The sequence below is a fragment of the uncultured Tenacibaculum sp. genome (assembly GCF_947495995.1).
GTDB lineage: Bacteria > Bacteroidota > Bacteroidia > Flavobacteriales > Flavobacteriaceae > Polaribacter.
This window is the reverse complement of the sequence record NZ_CANMAX010000002.1, coordinates 453,661-478,553: the sequence shown is the minus strand read 5'-3', so window position 1 is coordinate 478,553 and position 24,893 is coordinate 453,661. Positions and strand designations below refer to the sequence as shown.

Here is a 24,893-nt window from a genome sequence, read left to right as displayed (position 1 = left end):
TAAAATATGTTTTATTCAGTATTAGATGTTAGACCTACAGTAGACACATGGATTCCAGCTTATATCGCTGAGACTGGAGTAATAGTAAAAAAACACGGAGGAAAGTATTTAGCAAGAACTGCATCTCACGAACAAATTGAAGGAGATGACGCTGGTGCTGCTTTAAGAATAATTTTAGAATGGCCACCAAAAGAAGCCGCTTTAAATTTTATGAAAGATCCAGAATATGTACCGCATTTGAAAGCTCGTACGGCAGGTTCTGTAAGTCATCATTTTTTAATTGAAGCTAAAGATGATTTAGCTCAATAAACTTAATTAAAATGAATACACAAGAAAATGTAAACTTTAATAATAACGAAGCGATAAACAGTATTACTCTGAATAGATTTCTCTAAAATATAATTTAAAAAGACAGTCAAATTCTAATTGATTGTCTTTTTTGTTTTGAATCGTTATTTTTGAAAGAGCATAATAGTTTCCAAATCAATGAAAAAATCATTCATAATATTAGTTACTTTGATTAGCTTTTTAAGCTGTAATACTTCTCAAGAAACTTCTAACGTAACTCAATTAAATGTAGTTGATTATAAGGAAGCTATAACCAAAGAAAGCGTACAGTTAATAGATGTTAGAACTCTTAAAGAATTCGATCAAGGTCATATTCCAAAAGCAAAATCAATAGACTATTTTTCATCAACTTTTAAAGCTGATTTGAATACATTAGATAAAACAAAACCTATATATCTGTATTGTAAGAGTGGAAAAAGGAGCACTAAAGCTTCTAAAATATGTGATGAACTTGGTTTTAAAAAGATCTATAACTTAACAGGTGGTTATTTAGCTTGGTCTAAAGAAAATAACTAATAAAATTCTACATTAGTAATTCTAAAAAGACTATTTGTTTAATAATATATTAAATTTGTTAAACATGAAAATAGTTCGTTTCACTAAAAAAGGTATTTATTGTATTCCTGGAAAGTTTTACATCGATCCTTGGTATCCTGTAGATTATGCAGTCATATCTCATGGACACGCTGACCATGCTCGATGGGGAATGAAACATTATCTGTGTCATACACACACTAAAAATATTCTTAAACATCGTATTAGTCCAGATATTTCTGTAGAAACACTTAATTATAATGAGTCAAAAACAATAAACGGAGTTAAAGTTAGTTTTCATCCAGCTGGACATATTATCGGATCTTCTCAAGTTCGATTAGAATACAAAGGAAAAATTGTAGTTTTTTCAGGAGATTACAAGATAAAAGAGGATAATTTAACTGTTCCTTTTGAACCGATTACTTGTCACGAATTCATAACAGAAAGTACTTTCGGATTACCAATTTATAAATGGCAAACAGAAGCTGCGATTCAATCACAGATCCATAATTGGGTGGCAAAAAACAAAGCTAATAACCGAACAAGTGTGTTTTTTGGTTATTCGTTAGGAAAATCACAACGTATTATGAAACTTTTAGAAGGATTAGATGAAATCTATGTTCATAATGCAATTCATCATATAAATACTGCAATTACAGCTTCAGGAGTTAAAATACCAGATACTATTCGTTTAGATGGTAACTTTAAAAAAGCAGATATTCAGAATAAAATTATCATTATGCCGCCAGCTTTGCTTGGAAGTAAAATGCTGAAAAGAGTTCCCAATGCAGCTACAGCAATTTGTTCTGGTTGGATGCAAATTAGAGGAAATAGACGTTGGAGAGGTGTAGATGCTGGTTTTGTAGTAAGTGATCATGCCGATTGGGATGGATTACTAAAAGCTGTGAAAGCTACAAATGCAGAGAAAGTTTATGTAACTCACGGATCTCAAGCTATTTTTTCTCGTTATTTAAATGAAATTGGAATAGAATCTGAAGAAGTTATCACCGAGTATGGTAACGATCAAATAGAATCAGAAGAAAAGCAAATTGTAACCCAAGAAACTACTTCATGAAACAGTTTGCCGAACTTATAAATGTAATAGAAATCACAAATAAAACCAATGCTAAAATTGATGCATTAGTCGATTTTTTTGCAACAGCACCAGACAAAGATAAACTTTGGATGATTGCTTTATTTACAGGAAAAAGGCCATCACGACCTGTAAAATCTTCGTTAATGAAATTATGGTGTGCAGAGATTTCTGAACTTCCAGAATGGTTGTTTTTAGAAAGTTACAGCACAGTAGGTGATTTAGGAGAAACTTTAGCCTTATTATTACCTGAACCAAAAGCGAGCATTGAAAAGTCGTTGCATGAATGGATGTTAGAATTAATTGCTTTAAAACCTAAAAGTGAAGAAGAGAAAAAAGAATATGTGATCAATGCTTGGAACGGATTAGAAATGCAAGAACGTTTAATTTTTAATAAGTTAATTGGTGGAAGTTTTCGAATCGGTGTTTCCAAAAAAACATTGGTCAACGCTTTAGCAAAATTGACGAATATCGATGTAAATAAATTGATGCATAGCATCATTGGTAATTGGGATATCAATACGATTTCTTTTGATGAATTATTATCAGGAACTCATATAAACTACGATAATTCTAAACCATATCCGTTTGCTTTGGCTTATAGTTTAGAGAAAGAACTTGAAGAATTAGGCGATATAAACGATTGGCAAATAGAACATAAATGGGATGGAATTCGAGGGCAAATTGTAAAAAGAAATAACGAATTATTTATCTGGAGTAGAGGAGAAGAACTAGTAACAAATCAGTTTCCTGAACTTGTAGAAGTATTTTCTACCTGGAAAGAAGATTTTGTTTTAGATGGAGAAATTCTGGCTATTAAAGATAGTAGTGTGTTGTTATTTAATGATTTACAAAAGCGATTAAATCGTAAGAATGTCACTAAAAAACTGCTAGAAGAAATTCCGATCGGATTTTATGCTTACGATTTGTTAGAATATCAAAATGAAGATATTAGATCAGAAAATCTCGGTGAAAGAAGAAAAAAATTAGAAAGCATATTTCAAAATAATAAAACTAACTCTATTCAATTATCAGATGAAATTAAAGTAGATTCATGGGATGAATTAGATGAAATTAGAAATGATTCTCGAAAGTTAAATGCTGAAGGATTAATGCTGAAATCTAAAAGAGCAGAGTATCATATTGGTCGAAAAAAAGGAACTTGGTGGAAATGGAAAATAGATCCGTTAACGATTGATGTTGTTATGATTTATGCGCAAAAGGGTAGTGGTCGTAGAAGTTCAAAATACACAGATTATACGTTTGCAGTAAAAAAAGATGATAGTTTAGTTACGATTGCTAAAGCTTATTCAGGACTTACAGATGCTGAAATAACTGAAGTTAGTCGTTGGGTAACTAAAAATGCTACAGAGAAATTTGGACCGGTTCGTACAGTGAAACCAGAATTGGTTTTTGAAATTGCTTTTGAAGGAATCGCTTTAAGTAATAGACATAAATCTGGTGTTGCACTTCGTTTTCCTCGAATTAAACGTTGGCGAAAAGATAAAACAGTAGCAGATATTGACACTATAGAATCTGTAAAAGACTTAATTTTTAATCAATGAGTATAGAAACAACTGAAGGATATAAAATTATTGAAGATTGGTTGTCTTCTAAAAACTTTTCACCTTTTGATTTTCAATTGAAAGCTTGGAAAAAATATGCTCAAAATTATAGTGGATTAATTGTCGCACCAACTGGTTTTGGCAAAACTTATTCCTTGTTTTTAGCTGTTTTGATAGATTATTTAAATCACCCTGATCAATACAAAAAAGGCTGTAAATTACTTTGGATAAGTCCCCTGAGGTCTTTAGCTAAAGATTTGCAAAAAGCAATGCAAGCAGTAATCGATGAAATCGGTTTAGATTGGGTTGCAGCTGTTAGAAATGGTGATACTCCACAAAATATTCGTAGACAACAAGAACGAAAAATGCCAGATGTGTTTTTAACTACTCCAGAAACCATGCATTTGTTGTTTACACAAAAGAAAAACTCAAGATGGTTTAAGAATATTCGTTGTGTAGTTATTGACGAGTGGCATGAACTTTTAGCTACAAAACGTGGAGTTTTAACAGAATTAGCTATTGCTAGAATTCGATCGTTAACCAAAGATTTGAGAGTTTGGGGAATTTCAGCAACTATTGGAAATCTAGAAGAAGCCAAAACAGTTTTATTACCAAACCCAGAATTGAAAACTACAATCATCACTTCTAAAGAAAAGAAGAAACTTAAAATTGTTTCTTTATTACCAGATGAAGTGGAATTACTGCCTTGGGCTGGTCATTTAGGCGGACAATTGGTGAAAAAAGTGCTCCCAATTATTTATGAAAATACAACAACGCTAATTTTCACAAATACTAGAAGTCAATCAGAACTTTGGTATCAATTGTTATTAGATACAGATCCAGATTTAGCCGGACAAATTGCGATTCACCATGGTTCTATTGATAAAAAACTAAGAAATTGGATAGAAGATGCTATTAATGATGGATTATTGAAAGCCGTAGTTTGTACTTCTTCTTTAGATTTAGGTGTCGATTTTAAACCTGTAGATTGTGTGGTACAAATTGGTTCTGCCAAAGGAATCGCACGTTTTATGCAACGAGCGGGTAGAAGTGGACATTCACCAAACGAAGTATCAAAAGTATATTGTTTACCAACGCATACATTACAATTGATTGAAGTTTCTGCATTAAAAGAAGCTGTAAAACAAAAAGATGTAGAAGCTAGAATCCCTGTCGTATTACCTTATGATGTTTTAGTTCAGTTCTTAGTGTCTTTAGCTGTTGGAGAAGGTTTTCAATGGAAAGAAACTTTTGAATTAATTCAGCAAACACATGCATTTACTGAACTTACAGAAGAAGATTTTAGTTGGGCAATGCAATTTATCACGCAAGGCGGAAACACATTAAAGACTTACGAGGAATTTCATAAAGTGGTTTTTGAAGAAGAAACCAATTTATATAAAGTTACGAGTAGAAGAATTAGCATGTTACATCGTATGAATGTTGGTGCTATTGTAAGTGATGCCATGTTGAAAGTTCGTTTTATGAAAGGCGGATTTATTGGTATGATTGAAGAGTTCTTTATTTCTAAATTAAAAAACGGAACTCCGTTTGTGTTAGCTGGTCGAGTTTTGGAAATCGTACATATTAAAGACATGACGGTTTTTGTGAAGAAAAGTAATTCTAAGAAAGCGATCACACCAAGCTGGAAAGGAGGGAGGCTACCATTGACTTCATATTTAAGTCATTATTTACGATTAAAGCTTAATGATGCTTTGCATCCTGGAATTAGAGAGAAAGAATTAAAGTTTTTAAATCCGTTACTAACAACCCAAAATAGTAATTCTCATATTCCAAAATCGGATGAGTTTCTGGTAGAAAAAATAAAAACAAAAGAAGGTTATCACTTATTTTTCTATCCGTTTGAAGGTCGTTTGGTACACGAAATTATGGCATCATTAATTGCCTACAGAATCAGTAAATTGAAACCAATTACATTTACAATTGCGATGAATGATTATGGTTTTGATTTATTGAGTGATCAAGAAATTCCTGTTTTTAAAGAAAATTTAGATCGTATATTGTCCAAAGAAAATCTCATGGAAGATGCCATAGCGAGTGTAAATGCTTCAGAAATGGCCAGTAGAAAGTTTCGTGATATTGCTGTAATTGCTGGTTTAGTTATCCAATCGCAACCTGGAGCAAGAAAAACAAATAAGAGTTTACAGTCTTCATCTGGTTTAATTTTTAGAGTTTTAGAAGATCATGAGCCTAATAATTTGTTATTACGACAAGCCTACACAGAAGTGTTTAATGAACAGCTAGAACAAGCACGCTTATTTGAAGCTTTCGATCGTATTTCGAAAAGTAAAATCATTTTAAAAGAGGCGAGAGGTTATACACCTTTAAGTTTCCCTATAAAAGTTGATAGTTTACGAGATACTATGAGTAATGAGAAACTAGCAGATCGTATTTTACGATTACAAAAACAACATTATAAACTGATTCAGTGAATATTTTAACAGAAGATATTGAGTTTTCCAATACTAAATTAACCTTAACAAATCAACGAGTTATCTATTGGAAAGACAAAGAAACATTAATTTTATCTGACATTCATATTGGAAAAACAGCACATTTTAGACAACATGGAATTGCTGTTGCAGACACTATTTTACATGAAGATTTAGAACGTTTATCAACCTTAATTACTCATTTTTCTCCGAAAAGAATTATTGTGGTTGGAGATTTATTTCACGCAAATTACAATTCGAATATCGAGATTTTTAAAGATTGGTTGCTTTCAATTGCACATATTGAAAAAGTTTTGATTAAAGGGAATCATGATAAAATGTCTGAAAAGAAAATACAAAAACTCGGTTTTGAAACCGTCTCTTTTTTACGAGAAAACGGACTTACTTTTCGTCATGATTTAGATGATGCAGTTGAAGGAGAATCTATAATCTGTGGTCATATGCATCCTGGAGTTCGTATAAAATTCAAAGGGAATCAGTATATAAAATTACCATGCTATTTGGTAAGTAAACATCAGTTGATTTTACCTGCATTTAGTTTATTTACAGGCTTAAACACAAAATTTGATCAAGATGAGAATAAAGCTTATGCATTTGATGAGCAACTCATTTTCAAAGTTTAAACTTTACTTTATTCCTGAATTAGTAAATCGTTGTCTTTCAGGACTATTATTAATTGTTTTTTTAATTTATTGATGTTCTTTTCCATATTATGTTCGTCTTTTATTTCAAATTGACCTTTCCATATCAATTCTCTTTCCTTATCTGGACAAATACAATATAAAGACGTTTCGAATACTAAAATGACATAATCTTCTTTCTTGCCCTTTTTTCTCATGTAATTGTATTGATTACCATAATAGTACTCTTCAAAAGTTTGATTACTTTTCATGTATTCATAAAGTAAGTTTGCTGTATGGTATCTTTTTTGTCTACCTACAATTTTTGTTACTAAAATTGCATCAAAATCATCTTCCAATAAATCTTTTTCAATTTGTTGAAATTTAGCTTTAGATATTTCTCTTTTTATGAAAGGTTCATCAAAAAAATCAAGACTTTTTTCAACAAATACACCTTCAATCTTTAAAGCTTTTTCTATAGTGTTTTCAGTAATTTGTCTTGATTCGGTATTTGTATTTAAGCTAATTATTAAGGCTTTATTAGCCTGAAAAAATCCTATATCTGGATTTTTATATTGCTGAACTAATTTACTACTAACACAACCAACGTTAATTAATAATATTAATCCTAAAGCAATTATTTTTTTCATATCAACCTGTGTTTTTTATTCGATAATTCTTTTTAATCCTAGAGCTATATTTCTTTCCAATACAGAAAAATCAAAATCATCGTCAGCATTAAAAATATCTCTCATTTCATTGAAAAGTAGTTGAATTTGATGTGGAGAGTAATTAAGATCTTGTAATGTGTTTTTTATTTTATGAATAGATTCATAATCATTATCAGAATTAAATTCTTGATACATTTTATTAAATATGGCTTCAGAAACTTTAGTTTTTATTAATGATAATTCACTTTCAGATTCGTTTAAATCCGCATTCATTGCATAAATGTAGAAGTAAGCTTTCAGTTCTTCATTATTCCAGTCTGTTTTTAATTGTAGTTTGGTGCTCATAATAATCTGTTTTATAGTTATAAAAGTATTTCACTTTGAGCTAATAAAATATGATATTGATCAGGCCAGCATTTCTGATGAATAATAAAGAAGTGTATAAAAAAAGACCTAACTCATAAAAAGTTAGGTCTCTTATAAAAGAACGGGTTTAATGAAAAAGAACAGAATAATTCTTTGAATTTCGTTATATAAAAGTATGTTGAACTACAAACATGTATATTGGCATACCTAAGGTTATATTAAAGGGAAATGTTATTGCTAAGGCCATGGGTAAATATAAACTCGGATTCGCTTTTGGTGCGGCAATTCTCATTGCTGCTGGAACTGCTATGTAAGAAGCACTTGAAGCTAAAATTGCAATTAAAAAACGATTACCAATTTCATCTAACCAAAAACCAGAAACATAAGCTACAAGGCATCCATTAATTAAAGGAATAACAAGCGCGAAGATTAATGCAAACCACCCCTTTTTAATTAATGCTCCTATTTTTTTACCGCTTGTTATTCCCATGTCTAATAAAAATACTGCTAGAAAACCTTTAAAAATATCTGTTGTAAAAGGTTTAATTCCTGCTGCTTGTGCATCGCTAGCAAAGTATCCGATTATTAAACTCCCTATAATAAGTAGTACACTTCCGTTGGTAACTGAATGTTTTACTAATTCAAGTAATTCTTTGGTTGATCTTTTACCGTTTGAAAACAATCGCATTAACAAAACACCTACAATAATCGAAGGTGCTTCCATTAATGCCATTACGGCTACCATGTGTCCACCATAACTTATTTTTTCCATATCAAGAAAACTTATTGCTGTAATAAAGGTTACAGCACTTACAGAACCATAAGCCGCTGCTATGGCTCCTGAGTTTTCTACTGAAAATTTTCTTTTTAAAATAAAGAACGTATAGAAAGGAGTAAGAATTGCTAATAAAACACCTATAATAAGGCTTGCATAAATTTCTGATGAAAAGTTACTATGTGCTAATTCTTGACCACCTTTAAATCCTATAGATAAAAGCAAATACAGCGAGATAAACTTTGATGAATTTTTAGGAATTTCTAAATCACTTTTTACTTGAGAAGCGAAGATTCCTAAAAAGAAAAATAATAATGCTGGATTTGTTAAATTATCTATTAACAAGTGAATGTCCATTTAGAATTGGTTTATTTATCTGTAAACTCTAAGTTTATTATTGCTTTTAATTTGATTTGTTTTCCATTTGCTTTAGCATAATCTACAGCTTCCATTAAATTAGCTTTCTCAATTTCTAACTCTTTAATTCGTTCATTATCAAAAACGGTCTCACTATTATGATTACCTTCTTGGATAATCAATCGGTTTAGTTTATGGTAATTGATTTTAGTATTGATAAAACTCTTAATTAAATCGTGTGTATGTACTGGAGAGAAAGTACCATCTACTAATTTTAAACTGTTTACTAAAGTTTTTGTTTCTATACTCATCTTTGTGCTTTTTTGATACCACAAATTTTATATTAATTTTTGATATATTATTATTTATTATATTTCATTTAAACATTAATTGTTTTTATGTATTAGTTTTAAACTGTTGAAATAATTGAGTTTAATGAGTCTTTATTTAATTCAATAAGATAAAATATTAACTTATATTTAAGTATATTTACATAAACTTAAAGTTATAGATGAGTTAATTTTGCTTCACAACTTAGATCCTATAATTGTATGAATTATACACTGCATCAATTAAAAGTTTTTTTAGAAATTGTAGATAAAAAGAGCATAACAAAAGCTGCAGAATCTTTATTTCTAACACAGCCTGCTGTTTCAATTCAACTTAGAAATTTTCAAGATCAATTTCCTATTCCGTTAACAGAAGTAGTAGGGAAGAAGCTCTATATTACAGATTTCGGTCAGGAAATTGCAGATACAGCCAAACAGATTCTTATCGAAGTTGAAACGATTAACCATAAAACTTATGCTTATCAAGGAAAACTTGCCGGACAATTAAGGTTAGCTGTGGTTTCTACTGGAAAATATGTAATGCCATACTATGTTACTGATTTTTTGCAACAACATCCTTCAATAGATTTTTCTATGGATGTAACGAATAAACAACGAGTTGTGACTAATCTTGAAAATAATGATGTTGATTTTGCTTTAGTTTCGGTATTACCAGCACATTTAAACTTAGAGAAAGTTCCTTTACTACGTAATAGTTTATACTTAGTTGGAAGTTCATCTAGAGTAGATAAAAAGATAAAAAAGAATAAAATTTTCACTGAAGGTCCGCTAATTTATCGTGAAAAAGGATCGGCAACACGAAATGCTATGGAGAATTTTATGGAAGCGAAGAAGCTGCAATCAGCAAAAAAGATAGAATTAACTTCTAATGAAGCTTTAAAACAAGCAGTTATAGCAGGAATGGGATATTCTATAATGCCATTAATAGGAATTAAAAATGCATTAATAAACAAAGAAATTTCTATTATTCCTTATAAAGGTTTGCCAATAGAAACAGAGTGGAACCTTGTGTGGAGAAAAGAAAAAAAGCTAACTCCAATTGCCAAAGCTTTCGTAGACTATATAACGCTGAATAAGAATTCAATTAAATCAAAATACTTTTCATGGATTGATGAGGCCATATAGTTTGGCTTTATCATTTGTGTAACATGATAATTATCATAGATAATCATTTACATTACAAGTAATTTTACTTGAAAATAGAATGTAAAATGATGAATATATTAATACCTACAGACTTTTCTAAAAACGCGAATGAAGCATTATTTTATGCGTTAAAAGTATTAAAAAATGAACCTTGTAAGTTTTATCTTTTACATACTTTTGAAGTAGAAATGCCAATTTTTCTTGGTAAAAATCATAAAGAAGAAGGTAAATTAAGATATGAAACCAAGCTTGCTGATGTAAATCAGCAACTTAACGAAACATTATTAAGTGTTTCTGTAATTTCTGATACATCTGATCATTCTTTTGAAACATTAGCATCAACTAATTCTTTAGTTGAATCGATACAAAAATCTATTAAAAAGTTTAAAATAGATTTAGTAATTATGGGAACAAAAGGTGCTAGTGGATTGAAAGAGATTTTTATAGGAAGTAATACTGTAAAGGTTATTAAATCGATACATGAAATTCCGTTATTGATTGTTCCTACAGAGATCAATGATTTTAATTTAAGTAAAATAGCTTTTGCAACAGCTTTTGATAAAAAGTATTCATCAAGATCAATAAACTACTTAAAAACTTACTGTGAATTACATAAAAGTAATTTAGAAATCATTCATGTAGATAATTTAAAAGAATTTACTGATGATGAAAATGAACATCGCAAAATACTTGAAGAGAATTTAAGCGGTATTAATTATTCAATTAACTTAATAACTAAGAATACATCCACAGAAAAAGATATTAGAGATTATTTGAACACAATTGATTACGATTTATTAATTATGATAAATTACAAGCACGACGATTTTTACAATTGGATGAATGAATCGGTGGTAAACAAAATGGGATATCACACAAAAATTCCTTTTTTGATATTGCCAGAATGATAGGAGATATCATTCAATATTTTCTATTTAACATAATATAAATTATAGTACAATTTTTTAAAGAGAAAATAATTCCACGAATTATAACGGTTTTTCATTAAACTTCTGATTATCAATTAAATATATTTCAAAGAGCGGATTATATGTGCATAAATGTATGCAAAAAGTTCTCTAAATGCAAATTTAAGGCATTTTAAAGGTGATTTAAGAAGCTATTGTGGATAGTCGAATGTGGTTCGACTGCGGATATATTTTAGTGGTTTTAATACCACCTCACGAATATAGATACCACTTTAGAAACAAAAAGAATTTTGTTTGGGTATCCGCTGGAGCAACCTCCCAAAAAAATTTTTTTCTTTCTAAAGCAGTATCAGAGGGTTGTTTGTTGGTTTTAAAGCCAAAAAAATATTTTTTTTTTTTAATAGGGAGAATCCCGTAAAACTCAATAAACATGAAAAAATCAAGACACACATGCTATTCATGTAAGAAAAAGAGGTACGAAGAATTCATGAAGTGCGTAGGAATTGCAGGATCTGGAAATAGATGGATTTGCAATAATTGCAAAAAGTCATACTACAATAATAGAGAATCAATGAAAAGTCGTTTCAGAAGTTGGATTGAAAATTAACCTACAGCACTGAAGTAAAATTGTCAACACCTGGAGCGGACAATTGTTTCCAAGAAAGAAATGTCAATATATAAAAAAAGCCTACTAAACAGTAGGCTTTTTTTTTGTTGTTACGAATGTGATTAAATTCCACCGCTACCACCTGTTCCGGGCAATGTATCTCCAGTTGAATTATGGATGATATAAGGAGTGTATTCTTCGGGGTGTCCGTCGGGATAACATAAACTTAAAATCTCTTTTTGATCGTTGAAGTCTAAGACATTGTATGTTTTATAATCTGTATCGTTTATTAAGATAATTCCCTCAAAAAACACATGCCAGTATTTACTTACAGCAATCTGTTTAACAGGTATGTTTATATCCTCGGTGAATTGATAACCTTGGAAATAGTAAGGAATATCATCGTTAAAACCATGAATATACGCAGTTGGTCTTGGGTAAGCCTGTCCCTGTATATTAGGAATTGCATCGGGTGTTAATTTAATACTTCCCAATAGTTGCTCATTAGTACTTAAAAAATCGGGTTTTAAAACATAATAGTTTGTTACAGGGTCTTTTTCTAATGGTAACAGAACCGATACAGGTTTTGTATCGTATTCTTTATTATTTAATATAATTCTTGACATAGTAAAATATTTTAAAAGATGCCTAAGAACCTTTTTCGCTTTTTAGGTCTAATAGTATCGTTTTGTTGTTTGATTTGACTTTCCAAACTTGGGTCTAAATTGAAGTCCAAGTTTCCGTTTTTGTTTTTGAGTTTACGGATATATGTTTGAAACTCATTAGTTATCACTGTTTTCTCAACTTTAATAGCTTCAACTATTGCGGGTCTAAGTAATTCAATAGTTTGTTTGTTAGAATGAATACTTGATTTATAACCAATGTAACCACCTATTGCAACAGATATTAAAACTATGATTAAGTTTTCAGCAAGGTTTTTAAAGTTCATTTTTATCTTGTTTTTTGCGTTTGTAATTAGACCACGCGTAACGTAAGAGCTCAGCTAGTATAGCAACTAATAAACTAATTACTTTTGGCATTGGGTCATCAATGGTGCTTTGTGTATACCCGAAAAGTATCGAACACATAGCGAATGAATATTGTTTCATATATTTATGGAAATTTTAAAAGGATTAGAAATGATTTTATTTATAAGTGGATTAGAGTTAATGATTTTAGGAGTAACAACTTTTATAACATGCTGTTTTGTATGTTATAAAATAGGAGTTAAAATCGGAAAAAATCAAAGAACAAAAGGATAGTTCTTTTTAACCACATCTACCTCATAAGATGTTAATTCAGATTTAAGCCACTGAGTTAGATTTAATTGAGTGGCTCCGGGTAAATCTGTTCCAGAACCTAAAACATCGATGTAACCTCGAGTTCCAAATACGTTATAGACCTGTCTATAACTATCCTCATCAAGAACAGAAAAAACAGACTCAATTGTATTAAAATCGGTACCAATACTTCCCATAGCAACGTGTAGTTCATCAGCATACTTTGAAGCCTGTAAATCAGTTAAAGGATTAGTAGAAGATACAGGAGCAAAAGAAGAATACTTTCCTTTAAAATAAAAATAAAGCGATATAAAAATAAACGCAAGTAATGCAAGGATAATTTTGACAGTTTTAGACATAATATTGTTAGTATTATGGAGAGAAGAAACAAAGCTGTTAATGTTATTATAATGCACACTGTTATTAGTCTATATACTTTGTCTGCTTCCCTCCTTTTCATTTTTTTATTTCTTTTTGAATTTGTTATATAAAAACTTACCTACTTGCCAAACAGTTGTAGCTATAGTTAGAAAAACAGCTACAGTTGCCCAAAAGTCAACTTTTTGCCAGCCTATAGATTCACCTTTTTTTTTTTCGTAAGTCACGTGAATTTCTCCGCTTGCAAGTTGTGGTCTTGTATCCATATGAATGAAATTACCCGCATGATCTTCGTAAATTCTGATGAATCCGATACCTAACTGACGGAGTTGCTTGTAAAGGTCGTTTTTACTATTTGTAGCTTCAATGATTAAATCCACAAGCCCCTCTCCGTTCAAGTCCCAAGCCATTCCATAAGTGTGGCGAGATGTACCGGGTCTTTTTTTGTAGAATTCCCATTCCATTGATCTGAACGTACTGCCTAATCTTATAGGTTTACCAAGTGCGTCTCTAATCAATTGCGCAGCTTTTGGCAAGATTGGGTCAATAGGTATTTTTGTGAATTCAGGTTTTTCGAAACCTCTTACGAATGAAGCTTTAACAACTTCTTGTAATGTGAAGTTTTTAGATAAATCTCTTTTAACTACTCCGTCATATGGTAAAGGCAAATAAATTTCGTGCCATTCTACATTATTCGGTATCTCCTGTCTGAATAGTGGTTGTATCGGGTTCATTTTCTTTAGTTTCTTGTGGTTTAACTTCTACTTTTGGAGTACTCCAAATCTGTTTTCTTTCCTCGTTAAACATTTTAAAAGAAGAATTAAAAGCTTCTAATGTTTTTGAGGCTTTTTCCAACCCGTCTAAAAAATTTATGACGGGTTGGATGATTGAGCCTAGTTTTTTGAATATGCTTGTCATTACTTTAAAGCTTTAATAATTCGGTTAAAACTTCCACCGCCTTTAGTTGAGCAGTCGATAAACATATTTAATTTTGGCACTAAAGCTGTTTTACTATCAATACAAAAATCGATGTACTCTACAACTGTGTTACCTGTGTTATGGTAGAATATCTCAATAAACAACATGATATGCTTCTTACCATTTTTTTCACCTGTGTAGCGCAATGATGATGAATTTTCAATTCCTGAAAAAGTGATTTTTCCAGCCTTTTTAGAGATGTTGAAACCATTGATCCAAAACTTATTTCTATTAACTTGTTTTGTTGAATCAGATTTAGGCTGACGGGCTAAATAGTCATAAGACTCTTTAGTATAACCAAATTGAGCACCTGAATAATACTTTCCGTTATAAGTTAAAGCTCTACCATAAGAGTCTTTTCTTGGGTTTCCGTTTGAATACGTGTCTTTATCGTAATCTTTGTTATAATTTTTTGACATAATTACCAAGGTTTAGAGTTTTTACTTCCTTTTGGTTTTAACAACCAATAGATTAAATAAATTAGTAAGGCTAATGGTAAGATCGCTATAGCCCAGTAAGGAATACCGTAGATTTCTTTTTTCAAGAAGTCCCAAATTTTTATGAAATATTGTTTCATGATTTTAATGTTGTTATGTTGTTATTTTTTCTTTTTTAGGGTTTTATATAAGAGGATTGGAAATAATACTACAGTTAACAAAAACAGTAGAACGTGAACTAAAATCTCTTTTACAGACCAATGTTTCGGACTTGGATAAATTGGACTTCCTTGTTCTCCTGTTAAGTCGTTTGAATCTGTTGTCGAATCAGTATCAGTATTAGAACCTGAATTACTAGAATCGTCATTTTTAGGAACTGGACTACCTTTACGTGCGTGAATGGTTACTAAAGGTGTAGGGTTACTTCTAACTAAACCACCTCTAAAACCTGATCTAGCATCTACAAAAGTGTTTTTAATACTGATATCGAATACACTTTCTAAAGCTGATAAAATGCGTTGTTTAGCATTTTTAAAGATTCCCATTGAGACGTATTCACCGTCCTTAGTACAACCACTAGCGCCGTCTCCTGTTAACTTACGATTGTATTCACCTGCAGAGAATGTTATCAATAATTTGTTAGCAGTATCTTCAACAGTTTTTAAACTAGCATTTGTTGCGATTAAATGATCTAGTTTAGATTCTCTGATTTTTTCAGCTACGAAAGCTGTAGTTTCTTGCTGGGCTTTTTCAGGCGGAAAACTTGCGTTAATGCAGTTAAAATCAACACCAAGAAAATTTAAAGCACCACCAAGTAAGTCACCTACTACTGGTATAGAACCAACAGCGTTTTGAGCAAAGTTGGAAACAGCACTACCACCGCCCGAAGCATAACCACTAGAGGTAAGTATATGATCTGTATCAAAAGCCGAGATTGATGTATTTACTAATGGATATGAAAGCATATTATTTGAAGTTTAAAGTGTAGTAGTCTAAATCAGTTGTGCGTCCGTCTTTTTCTAGAACCACAGAAGAAGCACCTCTAACGTCTAATAGTAAAACATTACCAACGCCGTATGTAATATTTTTTACTTCTGTAACACCCTCATTGAAATAAGACTGAACGGAAGTGATACCAAAACGATCAACAGAAAAAGCTTTTAGATTATCGCTTGTATGCTCAATTAACTGACCATTGATAATGAAATTAATTTGATCGGGAATGTCTTGTGGTTTAAATGCTAGAAACTGAACGTTTGATAAATCAACATTTAGTCTATCATCTTTTTTCTCCCATACACTATTAGTAAAAGTGTAAAAGCCTGTAGCGACAGAACGACCTCCTTTAAACTCTACAAAGGAATTATCGTGTTTTTTTAAGTTTGAAATAGTGATAGTTAAGTCATCACCTTTTTCTAAGTTAATCTCGCCGTTAACACCTAAAGAAATTATAGCAGATTTTAGAGCTAAAGCTTCAGGAGACATCTGCCCAGTAGTGTGCATGTGAGTTTCATAACTTCTAGCAGTGACTGGAATATCTAAGAAAGCGATTTTTCCGGTTCTAGGATGATTAAAAGGAACACGTGAAGAAGATAAGGCTTCAATTTTCTTTTGAGATTCTAAAACCAAACCAACAGAAAGATTATTGATGTAAGTAACAGTTTGCCCGTTTTTCTTTCTATAATCAACTTTAATTTTAGCTTCGGGAGAAACATTAGTTAAAATCATTGATGCTGGATTGTCGTTTTCAGTCAGCTTGATTTTCTTTTGTGTTAATCCTGATAAATCGAATTTTAATGACATTTTGAATTGTATTTAATTATTAATTTTGATACAATTCTACGAGCATATTACACTAAACTTCTCGCAATGTGCAATGGTCGATTTATTTGTTTTACAGGTGGTAATTATTTAACATTATTTGTCCAAAAAGCTTGATTTCCATAGTTAATTTTTACCTGTTCGAATGTTGGTTGATCTAATATTTCAATTTTTGGAATAGATACAGGTTTTGTATCGGGGATATATTTTTCAGCTCTAACAAAAGATTTTTCTTGAAATGTTTTAGGCTTATTATTTCCGTTTTGGAATTGATAGAAGCTTTTTAAGTCAGACCAAAGATTTTTATATTTTTCTGATATGATTTTGAAAGATTTGCCCGAGAAAAAACTAAAAAAGTCCTCCTTTAAAACTTGTTTTAATTTCCCTGAGTTTACAAGGTGCACAACATGATCGAAAAGCGGTTCGCCCTCTGCATATTTAGGATAGTCTAGGTTTTTGGCTTCATCAGAACAACCCCAAAGTTTACCAAGTATTGGACGTTTACCAAATTCAAGTTTAGTCATGTACTTGATTATGTATGTAGTTACATTCTTAATCTTACGACCTTTTTTATCTGTTTTTAAAGAATGTACGTCTGTAGTATTTGGGTTTCTATTTCCGTGAATTTGTTGGTAAGTATCTAAATAGCCAAGTTTGTCTAGTTGTTTATTCCATAGCTTTCTATGCACAGTCCAATCAATCCATTTATCGACTAATAAGTGAAAATGTATATTTCCATTCTTTTGTGCTTCTGCTTTCCACACGTAATATTTTACACCGTAAGTCTTTTGTAAATTCTCTATGTATCGTGTTTGTAGTCTTTTGATTTGTTTATCTGAGTGTATTTGTGTTGTTGGTAGCGTAAGTGTTACAAAAGCAACATATTGACCAGACTTGTAGTGAACGTCTTTTTGTCTTGAAAATATAACTGTATTGATTATGTTTTCGCAAACCTTTTTACAAGCCTTTTTTTGATTATTGGAAAGTGTACCAAGTTCTTTAATCGTTTTACCTCTTTTACTTAAAATTTGGCGATGTAAGTCGTGTTTAAACTTAATACGATCTAAGTCATGTAAAAAGTTTTGTGTTGGCTGATACTTCTTAATAATATCGTTGAATGGTGTTTTTTGATTCTGTTTTAATACAGAAGTATCACCATTTCGGTTGAAATCAAGATAGCTTACATCAAAGTATTGAGATATTCCTCCATTTTTAATGGAAAATGTACAGGGTGCGTTCATTTTAGGGAAATGAGAAACTGAGTCTCCGCGTGCGCTCCGCTCAGTTTTTCGACACAACCGTTATGTTTTGCCAAGCCAATAAATAAAACCCCGTTATACGGGCTTTTTTAGGCTCGTATAACGGAGTTAATCAAATTTTAGGGTTAATACATTGGTTGATCTAGACGGAGTATTTAAAGACTTCTTTTGCTCTTTTAAACTAATAGCACGGTATATAGTGCTAACACTGCAAAAAAGATACTCATCAGCGATATAGTGATAAGCATCAGTGAAAGTATAAATACTGTTGTTTGGGTTTTTTAAAAGCTCATCGACTTTCTCCAATATGAATTGTCGACGAGCTTGTAAATTAACCTGATCTTTAGCGTAACCCATACACGTAAGTTCTAGGGTTCATAAACTCAATTACGCCGTCGAATAGTTCAACTTCTGAGTAATGATCGTCCAATGATCTAACATGTAGATAAATGTTTTTAGATGGTAGTCCGTTAATAGATTTAACGAATCTTTGACCCTCTTCTAAGGTGTACAATGGTTGTGGTGATGTAGTTTGCATAACTTTAAATGTTATGCTCTAAGAGATATCTTTAAGTGGTTTAAGATGTTTAACAGGTTTATTTTTATAGGAAAGATCGGTAACAACGTCTTTAAATATCTCATCATATTTTTCGTAAAAAATATAAATCATTTGTAAGTAAGAATTAATTCTATTTACATGAAAATAATCTTTTTGCTTTTTAAAATAGTTATTCATTTCAAGAGCTGAATCTTCAATATGGTTTAAAATATTAAAGAATCCATTAAGCTTCATTGATTGCCAACCGTCACCATAATCACGAGACCATTTTTCTATAAGGTCTAAAAAACCGTCAAGTTTACGTTTGATCTGATTAGATTCATAAGGCTTAATGGTAAAAGAGTTATTTAAATATGTTGAATAAAGGAATACATGTATATCGTAACACAATCGTATTGTGTCCGAAACATAAGTATTAAAATTTCTTACGAAATCCTGTGCTTTTCTCCTACTCTTAAAATACAAAATCTTTCGATCATGCAAATAGACAGAGTATTTGTATGGGGATTCAATCCCGTTTTTCACAGCATTAACGGGTAATTGTAACTTTCTCATTATCAAATATGAGAAAAACCGAAATAAACCAATTTTTAAGTTAAGTTAAAAATCTCATGCAAATAGAACTTTTTTTGTCTCTTTTTTTCTGTAACCCGCATTTTTATTGGGTTTTATATTTTGCATACTATAAATTATAGAACAAATTATATATTCAAGCAAAACGGCGAATACCACGTATTTGATATAATATCAGATATAACTACGCGCCAGCGTATTATATCGACAGATATTATGTTAAAGCCGTTTTGCGACACGCCTGCCACATTAGTAGCTATAATATAATACTATGTAAAATATCCCAGAATATTCTCGTTTCTATATAAACTGTATTACTTGGGTCATTAAACATTTATTTTTGGCATTTACGAGAATTTAATATTCTGTGCAATGTTTCGTAATTTTCAAAATACGAGATTCTCAGAATCGTTCACAATAAACATTCGAACTATATTTGTAACTATAATTAGCCATTATGTAAAATTGCCTCTTGCCAAAATCGCTCGTATTGTTTTTAAAAAATTAAATGCTTTATGGCATTTATTTTTAAACTCAATTTGCCAACGCTTGGCCACACCAAAAAAAGCTAAACCTTTTGCTCTTAATTATAATTCTCGTATTCGAGGAAAATCCCGTAAAATTTTTTTCTACGACATTTTCGTAAACTTGTCACAAGAGTATAAAATTTTCCCTGGCTCAAATCCACGCTCTAAAATTTCTATACACTTGTTCACTATAGAACTATAATTAAACATTTTTAGAGTTTGCATATCTTTTTGTCTTGATACAAAAAGAAACAAAAAAATCAAGGCTGCATAAAACTTTGGAAACAATCACGGTTCAATCGCTATATTTTAGAAAACATTGTAACTCATTAAGATTGCTTTGAACTAGCTTTAAATTCTATAAATATTAAGAATATGTATTGCTAGCCCTCTAAAATATGTACGCTGATTCACCTATTGTTTTGACCAAAGTTTTCTGAGGCCGTTTTAAACATTTATTTTCTATTTTACATAATGTTGTTAAAATTATTTAACTAACATCAATGTTTGGATTCAAGAAATCTAAAGAATTACTAGTTGGTATTTCAGACCAAACAGCAGTAATCTTATTTTTAAAACATTCCTCACGTATTTCATCTCCAAAATAACGCTGTATCTTATTTAAAGATTCTTTACTCGGTCGTACTCTTCTCCAATGATGAAAAAAGGGCTTATCTCCTTCTCTATCGTATTTTTTATCTCTTGTTTTTGTATTTCTTAATGCTTCTATAATTTGGTTCTCAGTTACATTATCAACATCTTCTCCCTCTAAAGACTCTATTTTGTCTTTTAGAGTAATGAAAAAATCTTTATTCGAATAAATTCCTTCTTCTTTTAGGGTATCACTAATCAACTTATAAGCTTCATTTGGAATAAATTCAGATATTTTACCTTTTGATAAATTAAGATTCCAAGCCGAATTTCTTCCTGAAAACCCGATAATCATTGTTTTACTATTTCCGAAATAAATACATCTTACATTTAGTTCTTTAAATATAAAATGAAAAAGAATAGAATTATTTTCTTCTTTTTCAGATAAAACATCTAAATTATTAATCGCTTCAATTTCGATATAAACCATTTATTGTGTTTTTTAAGTGTCTAAACCTATAAATTTTAGTTATAATTTAAAACCAACTCCTTCCCTACTATTTGCGTTTGAAGTTTATTCTAAATCAGATTTTAATAAATAAATTCTTTCTTTCATATTATATAATTAACTGAACATTTTGTTATTCCAAACTTCTGTATCTGAATCAGGAACAGCCATTACCAATATTTTTCTAGGTCGTGTTATTCCTACATAAACTATCCTTAATTCTTCTTTACAATTGTTTGGTAAAGCATTAAAATCAGGTGCATTTATAATATTCACATAATTTCTAATCGCTCTTTTACCAAGAAGTAATAATACAGCTTCGAAAGTTTTTCCTTTTACCGAGTGAACTGTACCATAATAAAAAGGATGCATACTATCTGAATTTAAATTACTCGCATAATAGTCGTCTATTAAAACATCTCCATTTTCTGAATTAATATTTAATGCTATCTCAATATCTTTTATTTTTTTGTTGGACTCATCAATCCATTGATTAAACGTTTTACCATTAGTTTCAGAAAGCTTATTAATAAAATTAAAGACATTATCTCTATGTTTCATAAACCCATTACGCTCAATTTGAGTCTTTATAAAATCATCTGTACAATAAAAATTAGGATTTGTTTTTCTAAATAAAGCTTCAAAATATCCTTTTTCTAAAAGTCTATAACCTTTAAAAAAATCTTGATTGTCTATTAAATGTTTTCCTAAAATGATATTTCTAACGTGATATTGTTTGTCTATCCACGGGATATTTTCATAAGATGAAATATCAAGGTTTAACCCTAAATATTTGGAGCTACTTTTACCTCTATATAATACTGCCACATTTTCCTTATTAATTTCGATATCATTCTCTCTACACAATTGTAAGAACCCTGATAAAATAGTATCAAAACTGGCTTTACTTTCTTCTCTACTTATTATTGTTGGATCTTTTTTAGTTGCTTTCTTCGGTAGCTTATATCCTATTACCTGAGGTGCCAAATCATAATCAGCTACTTCCTCGTTTACAGCTTTGGATTTGTCAAATGATGATAGATTTTTTGTAAAATCACAAATAGCTTGAGAACTTCTTCGGTTTTCGTCAAGGAGAATACTTTCCCATTCATCAAACTTTTTATCAAATAATTCAGGTTTAGCATCATTCCATTCAAAGATAGATTGGTCTCTATCTCCAATGAGCATTATGTTATTAGTACCTGAATTCTTTAATATATCAAGAATTCTCATTTGAATCTCATTAGTATCTTGTGCTTCATCAATTATAAAATATTCAAAAAGATTGGCAACATTAGATGCAATAAGAGGGTATTTTTCTAATATTTTTAAAGAGATGTAATTAGCATCTGATTGATTCGCATAGCCCTTAGAGAAAAAATTCCATTTAGAATTAATTATATTTTTAATATTTCCATTCAGTTTACCAGCTTTAGTATAATAATTCCATATAAAATGAAATGCTTGATGTGGAGCAAGTCGAATTAGTTCATCATTTATATTGAAGCTTGTTTTATCAAAATATTGACTATAATCTGTAGCGAATAATTTGTGTGACCAATTGGAATGAGGTTCACCAACAAGCACTGGGCGAATTGAGCATTTCATAATCAAATGACCAAATGGAAGAAATATATATGTATTAATAAAACTATCTATAGTTCCTATAAAATGAGGGTGCTTTAAAGGAACATATATACCAAAATCATCTCTAAGTTTCTCTTCGATTTCAGAGCAAGCCACATTAGTAAAAGAAATTGCAGCAATTCCTTTTCTCTTAAATTCGTTTTCATATAATAATTTAGAAATTCGGGCAGATACAGAATAAGTTTTACCACTTCCAGGACAAGCTTTTACTACAACTGTTCCTTGGTTATAATTTAATATTTCTTTTTGCTTCTCAGATAAATGCTCGTACATTATTCTCTATTTATTACCCAACGAATTGAATTTTGAATATAGTCAGGAATTATAAATCTATCTCTAAATATTTCTTTGGATTCAAGAATTAAGCTTAGATTTTGAGCAAATTCAGACTTATCCTTATTAGATTTTAATTTTTCCAATAAATCAATGGCTTTATTATGTAAACTTTCTTCAGAATCAATGAAAATGGTTTTTGGATGCATTCTCTTATAAACACCTAACATAATCTTAGAATTATCAGAACCTACTACCATCAATTCATATTCAAATGTATTTTCAGCTAAAACAACTTTCAAGTTGGCTCCTGTTAATTCGTTTACTTTAAAAGCTCTATCTGATATCTTGTCAAACATTATATTTAGCACTTCTTTAATATAGTCAGATTCTACTTCGTAACCTTGAATTACTAAATCTACATTATTATCAAAGTTTATAATTCGATTATTTGTATCAATAATATTTAATTCTTTAAGTTTTTCAAATATTAGTTTAGCCTTAGATTTATCTATGTTCTGCTCTTCATTAAGAAAATGTTTTGGAGCGATTAGCCCCTTATCATTATCTGTTATTATTGAACAAAAAGCTGATAAGCGTTTACTAGCATCTTCAGAATTATAAAGTTTAGCAAATGGTTCGAATGCAACTCCATTTATATTGATTAATTCAATTCCATTTTTATCTAAATTAAATTCTTCACCCATTATTTCTGCAAATACGGGAAGTAATAATGCTTCTGAGATTCCCTCAACCATAATTGTCCCATTTGAGAAAAAGAGTTGAGATTTGGTAACATCTAGAAACTTCCTCAAATAATTTTTATTATTAGAACTTAACTCTGATTTTTTCAATGCAAAATTGCTAATTAAATCGTCTTGTTTTTGTAAGACTAATAAATTATCTAAATCTGATTTTGCAGTTATAGTAGGAGAATGAGAAGTAACGAATATTTGTACTCCTAAATCCTTTAAACTACTTAAGTAATTAAAGAATGAATTCTGTTTTTGAGGATGTAAATGAGCTTCTGGCTCTTCTATTAAAAGGGCATAATAATGTTCTATTTGTTCAGCTCTTCTGTTTTTTAAATCTCCTAGTACCGATGAGGCTAGAATCAGATTATTTTCTCCTAAACCATTTTGACTAATGTCAAAGTACTTTTGTTGAGTAAAATCTCCATTTAACAGTTCCTCTTCATAAACGGGTTTTCTAGTTAAAACCCCTTTGACTATATTATCATATTTGTATTCTAATAATTTTAAATGTACTCTAGATTCTTTCTTTCTTATATCAGCTTTTTCTAAATGTTCATTTACAAAACTTTCCCCTGTTTTTACTACTCCTGTCCAATCTCTATCTTGGATAACATCTTGAAGAGTATTTGCTAGTTGATTTTTTTTATCAATATTCAACTCAACCTCTTCATTTTCACCTGCTTCATTGATTTTTTCATATTTAGTCATTTCTTTAAATAGGGAAGTTACTTTATTACCTTTGGCATATGGTCTTAATTCTAACTCAGCATTTCTTAAAGGCTCTAAATAAGAATAAAATAAAAGTTGGGCTTCTTCTGGTTTTATTCTTTGACCAGGATTTTGTCCTCCCCAAATATCCCATCTTAACACCAAATTCCCCTTAGGATTAGTCTCCAAAGAATATCTAGCTTGTATTTGTAAGTTAACATCTGTTGGATCATCTGGATTTTGCCAAAGTAAACTTTGAAAATACTCTCGGTCTTGAGGCGTTTCTATTTTAAATACCAAACCAAATTCAATTGGTTCTAAAGGTGAGTTTATCTCATTGACATTAATATGAAAGTCTTCGTCATTTTTAATACCAATATCTTTCCATTGCTTACCAATACTTAAACAAATACGAAGAGCATCTATAATTGCTGATTTACCTGCATTATTTTCTCCTATTATAATATTTACACTACTATTGAAATTAAGGTTTAATTCTTTAATTCCCCTAAAATTTTTAATGTTGAGTTTTTCTAAAAACATAAATTAATTAGATAATTCTTTAGTTATAATATTTGGCCAGAATTTTATAGATAGGAAGAGGTCTATAATTCCATCACAATATAAAGAATTTTAACAAGTAACTTTCTACGGAATTCCGTAATTAATTGAAAATTAGAGAGAATATTCCCATTCCATACACATTGCCATTTCACTCCTATCGTCGTTTCAGGCAAAGCGTATTCCATTACATTTTTTAAGAA

28 protein-coding genes are annotated in these 24,893 nt (G+C 30.4%); 8 read left to right on the top strand and 20 right to left on the bottom strand.

The window, feature by feature from the left end; translation table 11 throughout:
- Positions 1-6: 6 nt before the first annotated feature.
- The 6 genes from Q1A15_RS07315 to pdeM all read left to right on the top strand — a co-directional run bounded on the left by Q1A15_RS07315 (position 7) and on the right by pdeM (position 6,637).
- Positions 7-309: a DUF1330 domain-containing protein gene (locus Q1A15_RS07315; RefSeq protein WP_299621114.1), complete on the top strand. Its 303-nt coding sequence runs from the start codon at positions 7-9 to the stop codon at positions 307-309.
- Positions 310-486: 177 nt separating this feature from the next.
- Positions 487-864: a rhodanese-like domain-containing protein gene (locus Q1A15_RS07310; RefSeq protein ID WP_299621111.1), complete on the top strand. Its 378-nt coding sequence runs from the start codon at positions 487-489 to the stop codon at positions 862-864.
- A gap of 64 nt (positions 865-928) precedes the next feature.
- Complete coding sequence (locus Q1A15_RS07305; RefSeq protein ID WP_299621108.1) at positions 929-1,957, top strand: ligase-associated DNA damage response exonuclease; 1,029 nt, start codon at positions 929-931, stop codon at positions 1,955-1,957.
- Entirely contained in the window at positions 1,954-3,540 is a 1,587-nt protein-coding gene (locus tag Q1A15_RS07300) for an ATP-dependent DNA ligase (RefSeq protein ID WP_299621105.1), read from the top strand. Before Q1A15_RS07305 ends, Q1A15_RS07300 begins: the two co-directional genes overlap by 4 nt.
- Entirely contained in the window at positions 3,537-5,993 is a 2,457-nt protein-coding gene (locus Q1A15_RS07295; RefSeq protein ID WP_299621102.1) for a ligase-associated DNA damage response DEXH box helicase, read from the top strand. Before Q1A15_RS07300 ends, Q1A15_RS07295 begins: the two co-directional genes overlap by 4 nt.
- The gene (gene pdeM / locus Q1A15_RS07290; protein WP_299621099.1) at positions 5,990-6,637 is read left to right on the top strand and encodes a ligase-associated DNA damage response endonuclease PdeM; all 648 of its coding nucleotides are present in this window, start codon (positions 5,990-5,992) and stop codon (positions 6,635-6,637) included. The genes Q1A15_RS07295 and pdeM overlap by 4 nt, the downstream gene beginning before the upstream one ends.
- 8 nt (positions 6,638-6,645) lie before the next feature.
- On the opposite strand, the gene Q1A15_RS07285 is transcribed toward pdeM, so the two are convergent.
- From Q1A15_RS07285 to Q1A15_RS07270, 4 genes are all read right to left on the bottom strand, one after another.
- Positions 6,646-7,284 (bottom strand): hypothetical protein, encoded by a 639-nt coding sequence (locus tag Q1A15_RS07285; RefSeq protein WP_299621096.1) that lies wholly within the window; start codon positions 7,282-7,284, stop codon positions 6,646-6,648.
- A 15-nt stretch (positions 7,285-7,299) separates the two neighbouring features.
- Complete coding sequence (locus Q1A15_RS07280) at positions 7,300-7,650, bottom strand: hypothetical protein (RefSeq protein WP_299621093.1); 351 nt, start codon at positions 7,648-7,650, stop codon at positions 7,300-7,302.
- 184 nt (positions 7,651-7,834) lie between these two features.
- Positions 7,835-8,803, bottom strand: coding sequence for a sodium-dependent bicarbonate transport family permease (locus Q1A15_RS07275; RefSeq protein ID WP_299621091.1), 969 nt, complete (start codon positions 8,801-8,803; stop codon positions 7,835-7,837).
- 11 nt (positions 8,804-8,814) lie between these two features.
- Positions 8,815-9,114 (bottom strand): hypothetical protein, encoded by a 300-nt coding sequence (locus Q1A15_RS07270; protein WP_299621088.1) that lies wholly within the window; start codon positions 9,112-9,114, stop codon positions 8,815-8,817.
- 240 nt (positions 9,115-9,354) lie between these two features.
- Between Q1A15_RS07270 and Q1A15_RS07265 the strand changes: the two genes are divergently transcribed.
- Both Q1A15_RS07265 and Q1A15_RS07260 read left to right on the top strand, forming a co-directional pair.
- Complete coding sequence (locus Q1A15_RS07265) at positions 9,355-10,278, top strand: LysR family transcriptional regulator (protein WP_299621085.1); 924 nt, start codon at positions 9,355-9,357, stop codon at positions 10,276-10,278.
- An 86-nt stretch (positions 10,279-10,364) separates the two neighbouring features.
- Complete coding sequence (locus tag Q1A15_RS07260) at positions 10,365-11,207, top strand: universal stress protein (RefSeq protein ID WP_299621083.1); 843 nt, start codon at positions 10,365-10,367, stop codon at positions 11,205-11,207.
- A gap of 750 nt (positions 11,208-11,957) precedes the next feature.
- Here Q1A15_RS07260 and Q1A15_RS07255 read toward each other — a convergent pair.
- The 16 genes from Q1A15_RS07255 to Q1A15_RS07180 form a co-directional block, all read right to left on the bottom strand.
- Positions 11,958-12,461, bottom strand: a complete 504-nt coding sequence (locus tag Q1A15_RS07255; protein ID WP_299621080.1) for a hypothetical protein — start codon at positions 12,459-12,461, stop codon at positions 11,958-11,960.
- A gap of 11 nt (positions 12,462-12,472) precedes the next feature.
- Positions 12,473-12,784 carry a hypothetical protein gene (locus Q1A15_RS07250; RefSeq protein ID WP_299621077.1) on the bottom strand — a complete coding sequence of 104 codons (312 nt, stop codon included), beginning with the start codon at positions 12,782-12,784 and terminating at the stop codon, positions 12,473-12,475.
- A 294-nt stretch (positions 12,785-13,078) separates the two neighbouring features.
- Positions 13,079-13,474: a hypothetical protein gene (locus tag Q1A15_RS07245; RefSeq protein WP_299621075.1), complete on the bottom strand. Its 396-nt coding sequence runs from the start codon at positions 13,472-13,474 to the stop codon at positions 13,079-13,081.
- Positions 13,475-13,579: 105 nt separating this feature from the next.
- Positions 13,580-14,227 carry a hypothetical protein gene (locus tag Q1A15_RS07240; RefSeq protein WP_299621072.1) on the bottom strand — a complete coding sequence of 216 codons (648 nt, stop codon included), beginning with the start codon at positions 14,225-14,227 and terminating at the stop codon, positions 13,580-13,582.
- Positions 14,184-14,411, bottom strand: a complete 228-nt coding sequence (locus Q1A15_RS07235; RefSeq protein WP_299621069.1) for a hypothetical protein — start codon at positions 14,409-14,411, stop codon at positions 14,184-14,186. The genes Q1A15_RS07240 and Q1A15_RS07235 overlap by 44 nt, the downstream gene beginning before the upstream one ends.
- On the bottom strand, positions 14,411-14,890 hold the full coding sequence (locus Q1A15_RS07230) for a hypothetical protein (RefSeq protein WP_299621066.1): 480 nt from the start codon (positions 14,888-14,890) through the stop codon (positions 14,411-14,413). Before Q1A15_RS07230 ends, Q1A15_RS07235 begins: the two co-directional genes overlap by 1 nt.
- 2 nt (positions 14,891-14,892) lie before the next feature.
- Positions 14,893-15,048 carry a hypothetical protein gene (locus Q1A15_RS07225; RefSeq protein ID WP_299621063.1) on the bottom strand — a complete coding sequence of 52 codons (156 nt, stop codon included), beginning with the start codon at positions 15,046-15,048 and terminating at the stop codon, positions 14,893-14,895.
- Between the two features lie 21 nt (positions 15,049-15,069).
- Positions 15,070-15,873: a hypothetical protein gene (locus Q1A15_RS07220; protein ID WP_299621060.1), complete on the bottom strand. Its 804-nt coding sequence runs from the start codon at positions 15,871-15,873 to the stop codon at positions 15,070-15,072.
- Between the two features lies 1 nt (position 15,874).
- The gene (locus Q1A15_RS07215) at positions 15,875-16,711 is read right to left on the bottom strand and encodes a hypothetical protein (protein WP_299621057.1); all 837 of its coding nucleotides are present in this window, start codon (positions 16,709-16,711) and stop codon (positions 15,875-15,877) included.
- A 104-nt stretch (positions 16,712-16,815) separates the two neighbouring features.
- A complete protein-coding gene (locus Q1A15_RS07210; protein WP_299621054.1) occupies positions 16,816-17,970 on the bottom strand; it encodes a hypothetical protein in 1,155 nt (384 codons plus the stop codon).
- A 126-nt stretch (positions 17,971-18,096) separates the two neighbouring features.
- The gene (locus tag Q1A15_RS07205; protein WP_299621051.1) at positions 18,097-18,345 is read right to left on the bottom strand and encodes a hypothetical protein; all 249 of its coding nucleotides are present in this window, start codon (positions 18,343-18,345) and stop codon (positions 18,097-18,099) included.
- The gene (locus tag Q1A15_RS07200) at positions 18,332-18,526 is read right to left on the bottom strand and encodes a hypothetical protein (RefSeq protein WP_299621048.1); all 195 of its coding nucleotides are present in this window, start codon (positions 18,524-18,526) and stop codon (positions 18,332-18,334) included. Before Q1A15_RS07200 ends, Q1A15_RS07205 begins: the two co-directional genes overlap by 14 nt.
- 18 nt (positions 18,527-18,544) lie before the next feature.
- On the bottom strand, positions 18,545-19,102 hold the full coding sequence (locus tag Q1A15_RS07195; RefSeq protein WP_299621045.1) for a hypothetical protein: 558 nt from the start codon (positions 19,100-19,102) through the stop codon (positions 18,545-18,547).
- Between the two features lie 1,035 nt (positions 19,103-20,137).
- Complete coding sequence (locus tag Q1A15_RS07190; RefSeq protein ID WP_299621041.1) at positions 20,138-20,728, bottom strand: hypothetical protein; 591 nt, start codon at positions 20,726-20,728, stop codon at positions 20,138-20,140.
- Positions 20,729-20,863: 135 nt separating this feature from the next.
- Complete coding sequence (locus tag Q1A15_RS07185; protein WP_299621038.1) at positions 20,864-22,666, bottom strand: ATP-dependent helicase; 1,803 nt, start codon at positions 22,664-22,666, stop codon at positions 20,864-20,866.
- Entirely contained in the window at positions 22,666-24,672 is a 2,007-nt protein-coding gene (locus Q1A15_RS07180) for an AAA family ATPase (protein ID WP_299621035.1), read from the bottom strand. The genes Q1A15_RS07185 and Q1A15_RS07180 overlap by 1 nt, the downstream gene beginning before the upstream one ends.
- Positions 24,673-24,893 lie beyond the last annotated feature (221 nt).

Coding starts and splice junctions, on each gene's coding strand:
- Q1A15_RS07315 (WP_299621114.1), top strand. CDS start 7: ATGTTTTATTCAGTATTAGATGTTAGACCTACAGTAGACACATGGATT.
- Q1A15_RS07310 (WP_299621111.1), top strand. CDS start 487: ATGAAAAAATCATTCATAATATTAGTTACTTTGATTAGCTTTTTAAGC.
- Q1A15_RS07305 (WP_299621108.1), top strand. CDS start 929: ATGAAAATAGTTCGTTTCACTAAAAAAGGTATTTATTGTATTCCTGGA.
- Q1A15_RS07300 (WP_299621105.1), top strand. CDS start 1,954: ATGAAACAGTTTGCCGAACTTATAAATGTAATAGAAATCACAAATAAA.
- Q1A15_RS07295 (WP_299621102.1), top strand. CDS start 3,537: ATGAGTATAGAAACAACTGAAGGATATAAAATTATTGAAGATTGGTTG.
- Q1A15_RS07285 (WP_299621096.1), bottom strand. CDS start 7,284: ATGAAAAAAATAATTGCTTTAGGATTAATATTATTAATTAACGTTGGT.
- Q1A15_RS07280 (WP_299621093.1), bottom strand. CDS start 7,650: ATGAGCACCAAACTACAATTAAAAACAGACTGGAATAATGAAGAACTG.
- Q1A15_RS07275 (WP_299621091.1), bottom strand. CDS start 8,803: ATGGACATTCACTTGTTAATAGATAATTTAACAAATCCAGCATTATTA.
- Q1A15_RS07270 (WP_299621088.1), bottom strand. CDS start 9,114: ATGAGTATAGAAACAAAAACTTTAGTAAACAGTTTAAAATTAGTAGAT.
- Q1A15_RS07265 (WP_299621085.1), top strand. CDS start 9,355: ATGAATTATACACTGCATCAATTAAAAGTTTTTTTAGAAATTGTAGAT.
- Q1A15_RS07260 (WP_299621083.1), top strand. CDS start 10,365: ATGATGAATATATTAATACCTACAGACTTTTCTAAAAACGCGAATGAA.
- Q1A15_RS07255 (WP_299621080.1), bottom strand. CDS start 12,461: ATGTCAAGAATTATATTAAATAATAAAGAATACGATACAAAACCTGTA.
- Q1A15_RS07250 (WP_299621077.1), bottom strand. CDS start 12,784: ATGAACTTTAAAAACCTTGCTGAAAACTTAATCATAGTTTTAATATCT.
- Q1A15_RS07245 (WP_299621075.1), bottom strand. CDS start 13,474: ATGTCTAAAACTGTCAAAATTATCCTTGCATTACTTGCGTTTATTTTT.
- Q1A15_RS07240 (WP_299621072.1), bottom strand. CDS start 14,227: ATGAACCCGATACAACCACTATTCAGACAGGAGATACCGAATAATGTA.
- Q1A15_RS07235 (WP_299621069.1), bottom strand. CDS start 14,411: ATGACAAGCATATTCAAAAAACTAGGCTCAATCATCCAACCCGTCATA.
- Q1A15_RS07230 (WP_299621066.1), bottom strand. CDS start 14,890: ATGTCAAAAAATTATAACAAAGATTACGATAAAGACACGTATTCAAAC.
- Q1A15_RS07225 (WP_299621063.1), bottom strand. CDS start 15,048: ATGAAACAATATTTCATAAAAATTTGGGACTTCTTGAAAAAAGAAATC.
- Q1A15_RS07220 (WP_299621060.1), bottom strand. CDS start 15,873: ATGCTTTCATATCCATTAGTAAATACATCAATCTCGGCTTTTGATACA.
- Q1A15_RS07215 (WP_299621057.1), bottom strand. CDS start 16,711: ATGTCATTAAAATTCGATTTATCAGGATTAACACAAAAGAAAATCAAG.
- Q1A15_RS07210 (WP_299621054.1), bottom strand. CDS start 17,970: ATGAACGCACCCTGTACATTTTCCATTAAAAATGGAGGAATATCTCAA.
- Q1A15_RS07205 (WP_299621051.1), bottom strand. CDS start 18,345: ATGGGTTACGCTAAAGATCAGGTTAATTTACAAGCTCGTCGACAATTC.
- Q1A15_RS07200 (WP_299621048.1), bottom strand. CDS start 18,526: ATGCAAACTACATCACCACAACCATTGTACACCTTAGAAGAGGGTCAA.
- Q1A15_RS07195 (WP_299621045.1), bottom strand. CDS start 19,102: ATGAGAAAGTTACAATTACCCGTTAATGCTGTGAAAAACGGGATTGAA.
- Q1A15_RS07190 (WP_299621041.1), bottom strand. CDS start 20,728: ATGGTTTATATCGAAATTGAAGCGATTAATAATTTAGATGTTTTATCT.
- Q1A15_RS07185 (WP_299621038.1), bottom strand. CDS start 22,666: ATGTACGAGCATTTATCTGAGAAGCAAAAAGAAATATTAAATTATAAC.
- Q1A15_RS07180 (WP_299621035.1), bottom strand. CDS start 24,672: ATGTTTTTAGAAAAACTCAACATTAAAAATTTTAGGGGAATTAAAGAA.